We start from the raw sequence: 12139 nt of genomic DNA, 5'->3' as shown, positions 1-12139 counted from the left end.
CCCCGGGAGTCTGTGAGTCCGGCACTCCGAGACTCTGTCGCTCCGTGGTCGCGGGCGCCGGCGTGCCGTTGGTCACCTCGGCCGGTGCAGCAGCCTCGGTGGCATCGGGCTGGTCGTCGCGGTTGGAGCGGATGAGGCGGGCAACGCCGGCGGACGAGCGGCCGCTGCGGGGCGGAAGCCCGGCGAGGGCGCGGCGCGGCGAGGTGGTGGGGTCGGTACTCATCGGGTCCCTCCTGCGGTGGTGACGGCGTCGGCGGCGGCTTCGCGGTGGGAGATGCGGGCGATGATCTCTTCGCCGAGGGCTTGGAAGTCTTCGGCGAGGCCGGTGGCACTGCGGGATCGGGGGCCCTCTCCCCCGGTGGCGGGCTGGCCGGTGGTGGCGCCGCGGAGGCGCTCGTACCACTTGGGGGCGGCGAGGACGGCTTCTTCGAGCTCGTAGGCAAGCAGGCCGCGGTCGCGGGTCTCTTGGGCGGCGGCTTCGGCGTGGCGGATGGCAGTCGTGAACAGCGCATCAGGCGAGCCGAGGTCGTCGGTGATGGCGGCGCGGGCGGTGTCGCTGACGCGGCGCGCGGCGCGGTTGACGCCGAACAGGACGACGCCGAGCAGGTCGAGGTCGGGGTTGATGTCGACGACGGCCTCGAGGCGGCGCGCTACGTCACGCAGGCCCTTGCGGGAGGAGGCATCGGTCTTGACGGGGATGAGGGCCCAGCGGGCGGCCGCGAGGGCCGCTTGCTGGAGGGTCTCCTGCCCGGGAGGGCAGTCGATGAGGACGAGGTCGTAGTCCTCGACGTAGCCGGCGATGGCGTCGGCGAGGGCGGTCTTGGCGGCAGCGGGGTCCTTGTGGGCTCGCATGGTCAGGCCGGCGGCGGCCATGTCGAGCTGGGATCCGCCGACGAGGACGTCGAGGTGGTCTCGGACGCCGAGGCGGGGGGTGACGGGGGCGGAGAAGGCCAGGGCCTGGGCGAGGGCGAGCCCGTCGTCGTCGGCGTCGGTGCCGGCGTAGCCGAGCTCTTCGGCGAGGTTGCCCTGGGGGTCGAGGTCGATGAGCAGGACGCGCGCTCCCCCGGCGGCGAGCATGCCGCCGACGTTCGCGGTGATGGTCGTCTTGCCGACGCCACCCTTGCCGTTGACGACGGCGACGACGCGACTTCCCGTGTACGCCACTTCGACCTCCTGACTCTGTGACTCAGTGGCTCCGCGACGTGGGTGCCGTCGGTCGCTTCCGGACTGCGTGACTTACAGAGTTACGCAGTCCGCGCTTTGAATCCGACACCGACACGCCACGGCTTTAACGCAGACGGTCGGGGGTCCGGTGGCTGCAGCTCTGTTACTCACCGTCTCTGTGCTCACCAACTCAGCGCCTCTGTTGCTCAGTGAGTCTGTGACTCCGGTAATCCGTGACTACGTGGGCCAGGGCCAGTGGTTGAGCCGGCTGCCGGCGTCTGCGGGGGTGGGGATGCCGGTGGCGCCTTGCCCGTCGTAGGCGTGGGCGAGGAGGAGGTTCCGGGCGTCGAGGACGGCGTCGTAGTAGAGCTGTTGGTTGCCGCGGGTGTAGGCGTCGAGGACTGCGGCGATCTTGATGGCGTGGCGTCGGGTGAGACCGATGACGTCGTCGTCGCCGGCGAGGGGTGCGTCGAGGAGCTGTTGGCGGAGCTCATCGGGGGTGGGCTCGCTCATCTGTCCGTCCGGGGTGGGGGAGTGGGTGGTCGGGCCTGTGCGGGCTCGAGGCGCGGGGTGCTGCTGGTCTCGTGGCCGAGGCGCGTGGCGCGACGGCGTCGCGCTGAGAGCAGCATCGCCGGAGGCGATCCCGCCGGCGCCCGTCGGTTGTGTGGCGTGGGCGCGGAGGGCGGGTCACCCGGCGCGGCGGTGTGCGTCGGGTGACCCGCCCTGTGCCTCAGGGGGTGTGGGTCCAGGCGGGCGGGATCTGGGCGGCGAGGATCTGGGCGGCGAGGTCGGCGAGGCTGTTGTCGGGGTCGGCCTTGTGGGCGGCGTCGATGGCGAGGGCGGCGCGGGCGCCGTGGCCGGAGTACCAGGCGAGCAGGGCGGTGGCGGCCCAGGCGTGGGCGGCGGGGGAGCCGGTGGCGTGGGCGGCGGTGCGCATGAGCAGGTCGAGTGCGGCGGGCAGGTTCTGGCCGGGGCGCTGGGTGGGCTCTCCGGGGGCGGCGATCATCGCCCGGACGGCGTCGAGGTGGGCGGTGCCGGTCTGGTGGTCGATGCCGGTGCCGTCGGTGGCGGCGTGGGTGATGACGAGGTCTCGCCAGGCGGGGTGGGTCAGGACGGCTGCGAGGCGCCCGTAGGTGGTGGCGTCTACGTCCTCGGGGGTGGTCATGGCGGTGGTCCAGACCTTGAGGGCGGTGAGGGTGTTGTCGGGGTCGGTGGCCGGGTGCTGGGTGGACCAGGCGGCTCGTGCTGCTTCGGCGTGGCGTCGGGCGGTGGGGGAGGCCGGGGCGGGGATGAGGTCGGCGCGGCTGCTGACGAGCGCGCGGCCCTTGGTGACGTCGGTGGCGCGGATGACGGTGGCGTCGAGGTCGCCGATGGGTAGTCCGTCCGGGGGGCAGCAGGCGGGGTCGGCACAGGTGGTGGAGCCGTAGGCGGTGGGGGTGGCCCACAGGGCGGCCCGGACGGGGTGGCGGGCTTCGTCGAGCGCGGCGGTGAGGGTGGCGGCGGCTCGGCGTCCGGCGGGGCGCTGGTCGTCGGGGGTGTAGGTGATGAGGATGCAGGTGCTGGTGTGGGTGGTGGCCAGGGTGACGAGGTGGGCGACGGCGGAGGGGTCCTCGAGGGCGGGCAGGTCGATGCGGACGACGGGGCCGATGAGGTTGCGGGGGCCGCGTAGGCCGACGAGGACGAGCGCGTCGGTGGGCTGGAAGCCAAGGGTGGAGGCGACGGCGGCGAGGACCTCGCGGGCCTGGTCAATGCGGATGACGTCCATGGGGGTCTCCTGTGCTCGTGGGTGAGGTGGGCTGGGAGGTGATGGGGGCGTTGGCCCCGTGTGACCACCCCCCGCCCCCTCCCGGCATGGAGATGAGCGCCGGTGGAGCGGGCGTAGGCACCCGTAGGGCGCGGCGGAGCCGCGAGCCGGGGTCTACCCCGCAGGGCGGTGGCTCGTCGGCGGGCTCAGCGACCGAGGAACGAGGGAGCGCAGCCGGCGAGGTGGCGCCCGGAGGGGTCGAGCGCAGCGAGCCCCGGCTTGCCGAGGCCGTGGAGGCGGCGAGCATCGGAAGCCGGGAGGGAAGGCGCAGCGCAGCGCGACCGTAGGCCGCTCCGGGAGAGCCGCAGGCTCCTGTCTTGAAGCCGTGCAACGGTCGACGGTGACCGCGGGCTGGACCTCAGCTGGTGGGTTGGTCGTCCTCGTCGACGGCCTCGACGGGGCTGGCGGCGGCGTCGGCGTAGGCCCGTGCGATGTAGTCCTCGAGGCGGTCGCGCTCGATCCGCCACTGGCCGCGGCCGCCGACCTTGATCGCGGCGAGGGAGCGGTCGCGCAGCAGGGCGTAGACCTGCGCGACGGAGACGTTGAGCTCTTCGGCGACCTGGGGCACGGTCAGGAACCGCCGCGGCGGGGACGGCTCGGGAGGCGGGGTGCTCACGGGCGGCGACGCTAGCCACCCAAGCCCCGGGGGCGCTGCGGTGGTCCACAGCGCCCCCGGTGGTGCCGGTCAGCGGTCTCGGTGGTCCTGGGGACGGTCGAGCAGGACCCAGGCGTAGGTGGGTCCCTCGTCGAGGTCGACGAGGTCGCAGATGTAGGTCACGCCGTACTCGTCGCTGTGCCGGTCGCCGGCGTGGGCTGCGTCGCAGGCCGGGAACAGCTCGTCGTCCAGGCCGCTGTCGTCGACGTCCATGGGGTCCTCCTCGATGGTTGCTCCGCCGCGGGGTGCGGCGGGTCGGCGTCCCGGGGTGGCAGGGCGAGGGTGGGCCGTCAGGGCTCGGCGGAGCCGACCGCGTAGCGGCGCGCAGCGGCCTTGACGGGTCGGGGTCCCCGTCCTGCCAGGCTGGGACGACCTGCCGCTCCAGCTCTGGTGACCACCACGTCGCCCAGGGGAACGCTGCGCGGCCGCAGGCCGCTCCGAGAAGGGCCCGCAAGCCCCGGCAGCTCGCTGCTTTGATGCCTGACATGGCCACCACCGCACCGCGCAGCCAGTTTTACTACCCGCTGCTAGGCCTGGCGGCCGCCCTCCTGGTGACTAGCCTGCTCATCGCGATCGTGGGCGGCGCCACGAGGCCTGCGCTGTACGTCTTCGTGGTCGCCTCGATCGTCATCGTGCTTGCCAACGCCCGAGAGTGGCGGCACCAGCACAGGCAGCAGAGCACCTGACGTCGGCGGACAAGAGTTCTGGTCCTTCCCGTCACCGGAGGGTGTCAGCGCCGCCGGCGGGCGTCGAGGGCGCGTGCCGCGTCGCTGCGCGATGGCCCTGCGGGCCTCCCTGGACCCCACCGTCGCCGCCGACGGGCGGCATCTGTCGGGGGGACGGGGGCAGAGCAGCGGCCCGTACTGCGCGCTCGAGGACCTGGTCCTGACGAGAGGGGGGCCGTGCCCGGTCGGCGTCAGCCGGCGGGGTGCGGGCCTGGTGAGGGGTGGGTCCCGTCGTCCCCGGTGTGGGCGGGTGGAGCCGCGTGCGAGCTCGGGCCGTCCACGTGGGGGCGAGGGGCAGTTCAGCCAAACGGCGAGCGTGGAGGGGACGCGGTCAAGTGCCGCTGGAGCGCTCGACGGCGGTGGCGACGAGCTGGGGGAGATCGACGTCGAGGGTGAGGTCGTGGCTGGTGGCCACGACGACGACCCGGTCGTCGACGAGGGCGTAGGCGCGGGTGCCGTACCCGGAGGCGTTGTAGACCTGGACGTCGATCGGGTCGAGTCCGGCGGCTTCTGCGGCGCCGGCTGCCATGGCCCGGTCGGCTTCGACGCGGCGGATGTCGGGGCACTCGGTCGGTGTGGTGGGTAGGTAGTCCCACAGGGTGTCGACGTCGTCGGCGTCGGGGCGGTAGGCGCCGGTCCAGACGGTGCCGGCGAGGTCATCGTCGGTCTTGACGTCGTAGCGGTAGAAGTCCCCGTCTCCGAGGAGCTCGCGGTGGGGGTCGCGCACGGCCTCGCAGCGGGTCACTGAGCCGATGGGGGTCTCGACTTGGGCGTCGACGACCTCGAGCTGCTGCAGGTCGCTCGGCTGCAGCAGCCCTTGCGGCGCTGCTGGGGGCTGCGCGCAGGCGGTGGCGCTGAGACCGGCGAGCAAGGCGACCGTGGCGGCGGTCCACGGCCGGTGCGCGCAGCAGTCCATGACGTCTCCCGGTACCTCGGGTGCTTTGCCTCAAGTGGTCCGGCGGGCGATTTGGTCGCCGGTGGTGCCGGTGCTGGCTGTCGGGCGCCGGCCTGGGGGACGGGGGGACCTCCAGGCCGGCGCGGGACTCATCATCGCCGACCCGGTCGGCGGTGCGCGGACGACTGGTTCCGGGCTGCGCGCAGCGCCTCGCGCGCCGCTGCCGCCCCGGCCGCGGCCTCGGTCCCACTGGCTCGCTGGGTGTCCTCGAGGACGCGGCGCTCGTCCCGGGCCCGGGCCAGGGCGCGGGTGTGGGCTTGGGCGGCGGCCGAGGTCTGGGAGGGGGAGCGCTGGGGGGTGCCTGCGTCGGTGACCCAGGCGGCGAGGCGGTGTCGGACCCAGCCGGGGACGTGGCGGACGCCTGTGGTGTGGGGCCAGGGCGTGCCGTCGGGTCGCTCGTCGAGGGCGCGCAGGGTGTCGCGCAGGGTCCAGCCGGCGAGCCAGAACTCCCGCAGCAGGGCGACCACCCAGGGCGCGGTGGTGGCCCGCAGCGGTGGGCACAGGGTTCGGGCGGTGGCAGCGGCAGCGGCCATCTCCGGCCTCGTGGCCGGTCGTCGCGACGGCGGCCATGCGGTGAGCGGACGATCTGCGGTGGGGGGACTGAGTTTCGCGCGCGCGCCCGCGCGGGGGTCTCCTTCGGAGACCGCTTCGCGGGATGGGGTGCCAACTTCATGCACACCCGTCGGAGTGGGGGCCGGCTGGGCGTCCTCCCGGCCAGTGGCCGCAGAAGCGGGGGAGGGGCTGGTGAGCAGGCGCAGGGCGTGGGGGACGGCAAGGACGTAGAGCGCGGCGTCGGCGCCGTCGTCGCCGGCCATGGCGGCGGCTCCGGCGGAGCGGCCGGTGGCCACGAGCCCGAGCAGGCCGGTGGCGCGCAGCCAGGCCAGGACGCGGGCGACGGTGCGCCGCGAGCGGCCGGTGCGCTGGGCGAGGTGGTCCCAGGTGGGGCGGGTGGTGGCCCAGGTCCAGTCCGCGCACAGGGCGACCTCGCGGGCGATTGCGAGGTAGCTGGCCACGCGGTCGGCGCGCCAGGTCGCCACGTCGGGGTGGGCCGCGACGGCTGCGAGCCAGCGACGCTGGCCGGGGCAGCGGGTCGATCCGCGCGGGATCGCCGCGGCGATGGCCGCGGGGTGACGTTCGAGGGCCCGTCGTCCGAGCAGGGCCAGATGCCCGCGACGACGCCGCCGGGCCCCCCGTGCGGGGGGACTGCTGGGCGTGTCGGGGATCGGGTCTGGCCCCTGCCGGTGGGCAGGGGTTATCGTCAAGGCACAACAACGCCTCTCTGGCCGAGGGACGTACTTGGACCGGCTGACAACCGGTCATCTGCTTCAAGACGAGGCCCCCGTTGGCGCGGGGGCCTTCGTCGTGTCTAGGGCGCTGCCCTAGCCGACTCGCTGCAGCGGCAGCTCCTCCTGGTCACTCGAGGCGTAGACCTGCTGGTCCCACCACGCGGGGCGCCCTTGCTCATCAAGCTGCTCGTGCTCGAGGAGGGCGTCGAGGTAGGCGGCAACGGACATCCCCAGCGCGCCGGCCGCGGCCTGAGCCTTGGCCATGTTGTGCGGGGCGACGCGGGCGTAGAGCGTGGCCGAGGCGCCTGCCGGGCGCGCCTGCCTTCCCTTGATCCGTGCCATGACGATCACCCTTCACCGCGGTTGCTTGCTAGGTGCGCACATTTCCCGCGACACGCCGACGCTGCTTGCAATCAGGTCAGCGCCCCTAGGTCGACGCCCCGGTCCGCGAGGAAGGGGCGCGGGTCGGTGCGCTCTCCGCCGAGGTGGACCTCGAAGTGCAGGTGGCAGCCGGTGGAGTTGCCGTCGGAGCCGACGCGGGCGATCTGCTGGCCGGCGGCGACAGACTGGCCGACGTCGACCAGGACGTCGGGGGCGTACATGTGGGCGTAGTAGGTCTCGACGTCGCCGGCTCCGGCAGAGTGGTCGACGACGATCAGGTGGCCGTAGCTGCTGGCCGACCCGGCCCTAGTGACCACGCCGGCGGCGGCGGCGTAGATGGGCGAGCCGCAGCCGGGCGCGAGGTCGATGCCGCCGTGGAGCTTGTAGATGCCGGTGACGGGGTTGGTGCGCATCCCGTAGGGGCTGGTGAAGGATCCGCCGGCCGGGGCTGTCCAGCCGCCAGCGGTCACGTCGGCGGCGGGCACAACCTCGGTGCCGGGCACGCACGCCTCGGCGGCGCTGGCAGGCAGGGTGGCGGCGAGGTCGGGGTTGCCGGACAGGACCGAGACGATCTGCACGGCGTCGTCCCAGTAGGGCTCGTAGTGGTAGGGATCGGCGTTGTGCTGGGTGGCGTGGGCGGCCAGCGTGGGCGGCATCGACGCCCACCCGTCGACCTTGACCAGGGCGCGGAAGAAGTTGGTGGCGGCGATCCGCGGGGTCATGCGGTCCTGGTAGGACCCCCAGGCGCCGTTGGAGCGCTGCTGGAACAGGCCGCGGGAGTCGGGGCCGACCTTGTCCCCGTAGTCCACGTTGATGAGCGTCGACTCACCGATGGCGGTCATCACCCCGACGGTCTGCGCGCGCTCGTCGAGGCCGAGGTCGCGGGCGGCCTGGATGACGGCGGCGGCGTTGGTGATTTGCTCGCCCTGGTAGGCGCCGATGGTGGCCGGGAGCTGGGTGGGTGCGCTGTTGGCGGCCGCGACGATGACCGGCTGCGTCGGCTGCGCGGACGGCGCTGGGGGAGCGGTGGCCGCCGGGCGGCAGGTGGCCGAGGGGTCGTTCTGTCCGCCGGTGGCGGCGATCATCACCACGCCGGTGCACCCGCCGGCTCCGACCAGCAGCAGGCCCGCGACGACGGCGGCGGCGACCTTCACGACGGCGGGATGGCGCGCTCGACGAGCCAGTCACCGTCGGCGCGGACCAGGACGACGGTGTAGGCGCCGGCGTCGGTGTCGACGGCGACTTCGGTCCGGTAGGGCGTGCTGGTGTCCTCGAGGAAGCGGGCGGAGTCCTCCACGACGCTGGAGACGGGCACGTTGGCGACGTCGGTGGACTCGTAGATGGCTCGGGCCTGGGGGGTGAAGTACCCCTCGACGCCGGTCCACCAGGCGTCCTGCGCGAGGTCGATGCGGCTGAACGCGCGCAGGAAGGCGGTGGCCCGGTCCTCGGCCGCGCTGGCGACCTCGGGCGCGACGGTCTCCTCGGTGGTCGGCAGCTCGTCCCCGTGGTCGTCCATCGGTGGCGCAGCCGTCGCCGGGGCCGTGGCGTACCCCTCGTCCGAGGGGCCCGTGCCCCCCGGTGGGGGACTGGACGGGCCGAGCGCTGTCGGTGTCTGCTGTGACGCTGCGGTCGAGGGGACGGACGCGGTGTCCTGCGGACTGCTACAGCCCGTCAGGACCACTGCGCCCAGCAGCAGGGCGACGAGGGGGGCTCGACGGTGCGTCATGACGTCTTCCCCTCGGACGTCGACGCCGGAGCCTCCGCGCCAGCCTCCGTGGCCGCCGGCACCAAGGGCCGCCCCTCTGCGATGGCGTCGCGGATGTCGGGCCAGCTAAGCCGCCAGGAGTTGCCGATCTTGCGGCCGGGCAGCTGTCCCCGGCGCAGCAGCTCGTTGACGGTCCGGTCGTGGACGCCGAGCAGGTCGGCCAGCTGCTTGATGCCGACGATGCCGGGCTCGTCGACCTCGGGCTCGCGGGCCTCGGAACGCTGGGCGCTCTCGGGGCCGACGACCGCGGCCAGCACGGCCGGTCGCCAGAAGCGCCAGGAGCCACCGACGCGGACGCCGGGGATGCGCCCGGCGTGGGCCCAGTTGCGGGCCGTCTGCGGGGTCACGGCCACCAGCGCGGCGGTAGCGCGCAGGTCCAGCAGTCGCGGGTGCATCCATCCAGCTCGTCGGTCGAGGGGGGCACTGGTCAGCTCCCCGAGTGGCGGCACCATCCCACGTCCCCCCCTCCGCAACGTCTTGTTGCCCGCACTTCCTCGCGATCACCATATGTTGATAGGGTGCAACATACAGTGACTTAGCGTCGGACCGCCCAGAACGGGCGACTACCGTCAGGACCGACACAAGGGGGAGCGACATGGCCGAGCAGCCACGCCAGGTCCTCGGAGGTGCGCAGCGGGTCGCGCGCTACACCGAGCAGGAGCAGCACGAGCAGGCAGCGGCCACGCCCACGGCCGACGCTCAGGCGCCCGCAGAGCGCCCGGGCGGCGTCGACGGCCTGCTGACGCCGGCGACCGCGCCGGCCGAGGTACAGGCGCCGGCTGCGGCGCGGACCTCGGTGCAGGTCGCGCCGCGCACCCGTCCGGCACCGGCCCGCTGGGGCTGGCGCGGGCGGCTGTCGCGGGCCACGGGCGGGCTGATGAAGCTCACGCCGGGCGAGGAGGAGCAGGCCCACCGTCAGGCCATCTCCGCCATCCGCCTGGCGACCTGGCCGCGGGCGGTCAACATCATGGTCACCAACCCCAAGGGCGGAGTCGGCAAGACCCCGACCTCGCTGCTGCTGGCCGGCATCCTCGGTCACGTCCGCGGCGGGTACGTCGTGGTCTGGGAGGCCGCCGAGTCGGTCGGGACACTCTCGCGTCGCGGCGAGGGCGAGCCTCAGCGCGGGATGGCCGAGCTGCTGGCCGGCGCCGGGTCGGTCACCTCGGCCGGGACCCTCGGGGTCTACACCGCCCCGCAGACCTCCCACGCAGACGTGATCGGCTCCGTCGCCGGACGGCCCGTGCTGAGCGCCGACGACGTCCTGGCCACACGGGCACTGCTGGACACCTACTACCGGGTGACGGTCACCGACACCGGCAACAACCCCCAGCACGACGCCTACGTGGCCGCCCTGCGCACCGCCGACGCGGTGGTGATCCCGTGCCTGGTCTCCATCGACTCCCTCAACGGTGTCGAGGAGGTCCTGGCGACCATCGCCGCCGAGGAGCAGCGCAGCGGCCACGCCCTGCCTGCGCAGGCGGTCGTCGTGCTCTCCCACGACGGCGGGCCGGAGGACGACCACATCGCCACGGCCATCCGCGCCCGGCTCGAGGAGCTGCACGTGACGGTCGTCGAGGTGCCCTTTGACCCGGCTATCCGCCTGGGCGGCAAGCTCACCCTGGGCGACCTCAGCGAGGCATCGACCCGCGCCTGGACGGCGGCCGCGGCCGCCGTCGTGGCGGCCCTGAGCGCCGCCCCCACCGACGTCGACCTGGTGCGCGAGCTCCAGGCCGCCCGTCGCCCCTCGGGCGACGTCCCCGCCACCGCGACCGCCGGTCAGAGCTGAGAAGGAAACCCCGATGACGAACCCTCTTGACGGGATCATCCCCAACTTCACGATCTTTGGTGCCGAGTTCACCGAAATCTGGCAGAAGCTCGCCGCGGGCCTGTGGGGCCTGGCCATCCTCATCGCCGTCGGCTACCTCGCCCACGGCATCCTCGGCATCGCCCAGAACCGCGGCGGTCACCCGGGCAACCTGCGTGAGTCCAAGAAGGAGGCGCTGAACGCCGGCATCGCCCTCGGCGGGCTCATCGCCCTAGCCGTCATCGTCGGCATCTTCATCGCCATCTTCAACGTCTGACCCCGGGGCCCTTCCCGCGTCAGGCCCGCCTCACGTACCGCACCAACCCGCGAATGAGGACCCATGAGCGCCACGGCACGCACTGCTGACCGAGCACCTGGCTCCCACTCCAGCGTCCCTCGCTGGGCGTGGGTGGTCATGGTGCTGCTGCTGCTCGTGGCGGTCGTGGCCGTCACCGTCGCGGTCTTCGCACCACGAGGGCAGCAGTCGCTGGGGGCAGCGCCCGAGGAGGGCGCACCCCCGGCGGCGCCGGTGGCGCCGACGCCGTCCGCCTCTCCCTCGCCCTCTCCCGGCCAGACCGAGGCACCCGAGCAGGCCAGCGGGTGCCTCGGCGGCCCCGCCGAGCTGGACGCCGCGGTCCTCGCGGCCCAGGAGCAGGCACCTCTCACCGCGGAGGGCGCGGCGTCCTTCGCGGCCACGGTCTTCCGCTGGGCCACCGGGTCCCCCGCAGCACCGTTCCAAGCCGACACGGCCGAGCAGGTGCTCTCCTCGGATGCGACCGATGCGGCGCAGGCCATCTCGGGAACCCAGGACGCCGCGGGGACGACGTCCTCGACGTCATTCGCGGACGGCCGCTACTACGTCGAGAGCTACGACGGCACCAGCGCCATCGTCTCGGTCTTGGGTACCGGGTCGGGCACGGTGAACGGCGCTGCCGTCGCAGAGGCGCAGGTGTGGGGGTCTCTGCGCCTCGAGGCCGTGAATGGCACCTGGCGTCTGCAGGATGTGACGGACGGACGTTCCGTCGAAGACCTTGAGCGCATCGGCACGCCCTACGTGGGCGGGTGCTGATGGCTGCGGAGACCCCGTCCTTCTGCGACCTGCCCGGGGTCGCCTGGACGCCCAGGTGCCGGATTGCTGACGGAGCCGAGACGGTCAGCCAGGTCATCGACGCGGCCTCGGACCCCCTTGGTTACCTGGCCGACAGCCTCCAGGCCGCCGCGGCGGGCCTGGCGGGTGTGGTGCTGCCGGCGCTGGAGTCGTTGACGCACCCGGACCTGTCGGCCGAGTGGTTCGTCTCGGCGTACGCGGTGTCGTGGGCCCTGTCGATCTTCGTGTTCGTGGTCTTCCTCGGGTGGAACTTCCTCGGTCTCTCGCGGCGCCGGGTCTCCGGTGACGACGTGATCGAGACGGTGACCTTCTACACGCCGCTGTTCTTGGGCGGGGCGCTGCTCGGCCCGCTCCTGGGAAACATGGTCCTGGGCCTGACCGGCGCGCTGACGGACTCGATCATCCGGTGGGGCATCGCCGGCAGCGTCGAGGAGACCACCGGAGCGCTCAACGACGCCATCGCGGCGGGCAACTCCGCGCAGATGGTCGGCG

At 73.4% G+C, this 12139-nt stretch carries 16 protein-coding genes and 1 pseudogene; 5 read left to right on the top strand and 12 right to left on the bottom strand.

Annotation, left to right across the window (positions count from 1 at the left end; all coding sequences use genetic code 11):
- The 6 genes from HLB09_RS17770 to HLB09_RS07170 form a co-directional block, all read right to left on the bottom strand.
- On the bottom strand, positions 1–223 hold a 223-nt coding region (locus HLB09_RS17770), incomplete at its 3' end, for a hypothetical protein (protein WP_212770697.1).
- Entirely contained in the window at positions 220–1164 is a 945-nt protein-coding gene (locus tag HLB09_RS07190; protein ID WP_171202713.1) for a ParA family protein, read from the bottom strand. The genes HLB09_RS07190 and HLB09_RS17770, both read right to left, overlap by 4 nt.
- Before the next feature lie 237 nt (positions 1165–1401).
- Positions 1402–1677: a hypothetical protein gene (locus HLB09_RS07185; protein ID WP_171202712.1), complete on the bottom strand. Its 276-nt coding sequence runs from the start codon at positions 1675–1677 to the stop codon at positions 1402–1404.
- A gap of 217 nt (positions 1678–1894) precedes the next feature.
- Entirely contained in the window at positions 1895–2929 is a 1035-nt protein-coding gene (locus HLB09_RS07180) for a DUF4192 family protein (RefSeq protein ID WP_171202711.1), read from the bottom strand.
- A gap of 397 nt (positions 2930–3326) precedes the next feature.
- Complete coding sequence (locus HLB09_RS07175) at positions 3327–3584, bottom strand: helix-turn-helix domain-containing protein (RefSeq protein WP_171202710.1); 258 nt, start codon at positions 3582–3584, stop codon at positions 3327–3329.
- A gap of 69 nt (positions 3585–3653) precedes the next feature.
- Positions 3654–3836 (bottom strand): hypothetical protein, encoded by a 183-nt coding sequence (locus tag HLB09_RS07170; protein ID WP_171202709.1) that lies wholly within the window; start codon positions 3834–3836, stop codon positions 3654–3656.
- Between the two features lie 272 nt (positions 3837–4108).
- Between HLB09_RS07170 and HLB09_RS07165 the strand changes: the two genes are divergently transcribed.
- Positions 4109–4309 (top strand): hypothetical protein, encoded by a 201-nt coding sequence (locus tag HLB09_RS07165; RefSeq protein ID WP_171202708.1) that lies wholly within the window; start codon positions 4109–4111, stop codon positions 4307–4309.
- 370 nt (positions 4310–4679) lie between these two features.
- Here HLB09_RS07165 and HLB09_RS07160 read toward each other — a convergent pair whose 3' ends face one another.
- The 6 genes from HLB09_RS07160 to HLB09_RS07135 form a co-directional block, all read right to left on the bottom strand.
- Complete coding sequence (locus HLB09_RS07160; RefSeq protein ID WP_171202707.1) at positions 4680–5264, bottom strand: hypothetical protein; 585 nt, start codon at positions 5262–5264, stop codon at positions 4680–4682.
- Between the two features lie 131 nt (positions 5265–5395).
- On the bottom strand, positions 5396–6340 hold the full coding sequence (locus tag HLB09_RS07155; protein ID WP_171202706.1) for a helix-turn-helix domain-containing protein: 945 nt from the start codon (positions 6338–6340) through the stop codon (positions 5396–5398).
- Positions 6341–6682: 342 nt separating this feature from the next.
- Positions 6683–6931 (bottom strand): hypothetical protein, encoded by a 249-nt coding sequence (locus tag HLB09_RS07150; RefSeq protein WP_171202705.1) that lies wholly within the window; start codon positions 6929–6931, stop codon positions 6683–6685.
- 71 nt (positions 6932–7002) lie between these two features.
- Entirely contained in the window at positions 7003–8124 is a 1122-nt protein-coding gene (locus tag HLB09_RS19875; protein WP_171202704.1) for a M23 family metallopeptidase, read from the bottom strand.
- Complete coding sequence (locus tag HLB09_RS07140; RefSeq protein ID WP_171202703.1) at positions 8121–8486, bottom strand: hypothetical protein; 366 nt, start codon at positions 8484–8486, stop codon at positions 8121–8123. Before HLB09_RS07140 ends, HLB09_RS19875 begins: the two co-directional genes overlap by 4 nt.
- Positions 8487–8692: 206 nt before the next feature.
- Positions 8693–9130, bottom strand: coding sequence for a helix-turn-helix domain-containing protein (locus HLB09_RS07135; protein ID WP_171202702.1), 438 nt, complete (start codon positions 9128–9130; stop codon positions 8693–8695).
- A 200-nt stretch (positions 9131–9330) separates the two neighbouring features.
- On the opposite strand from HLB09_RS07135, the gene HLB09_RS07130 reads away from it, so the two are divergent.
- From HLB09_RS07130 to HLB09_RS07115, 4 genes and pseudogenes are all read left to right on the top strand, one after another.
- On the top strand, positions 9331–10521 hold the full coding sequence (locus HLB09_RS07130; RefSeq protein ID WP_171202701.1) for a MinD/ParA family ATP-binding protein: 1191 nt from the start codon (positions 9331–9333) through the stop codon (positions 10519–10521).
- A gap of 13 nt (positions 10522–10534) precedes the next feature.
- Complete coding sequence (locus tag HLB09_RS07125) at positions 10535–10816, top strand: hypothetical protein (protein ID WP_171202700.1); 282 nt, start codon at positions 10535–10537, stop codon at positions 10814–10816.
- 63 nt (positions 10817–10879) lie between these two features.
- Positions 10880–11608: a hypothetical protein gene (locus tag HLB09_RS07120; RefSeq protein WP_171202699.1), complete on the top strand. Its 729-nt coding sequence runs from the start codon at positions 10880–10882 to the stop codon at positions 11606–11608.
- Positions 11608–12139, top strand: a pseudogene (locus tag HLB09_RS07115) (hypothetical protein); the annotation flags it as partial. The gene HLB09_RS07120 and the pseudogene HLB09_RS07115, both read left to right, overlap by 1 nt.

This window comes from Pseudokineococcus marinus, from assembly GCF_013004605.1.
Lineage (GTDB): Bacteria > Actinomycetota > Actinomycetes > Actinomycetales > Quadrisphaeraceae > Pseudokineococcus > Pseudokineococcus marinus.
The sequence above is the reverse complement of the archived record's forward strand: the minus strand, read 5'-3'. Positions and strand labels throughout refer to the sequence as shown.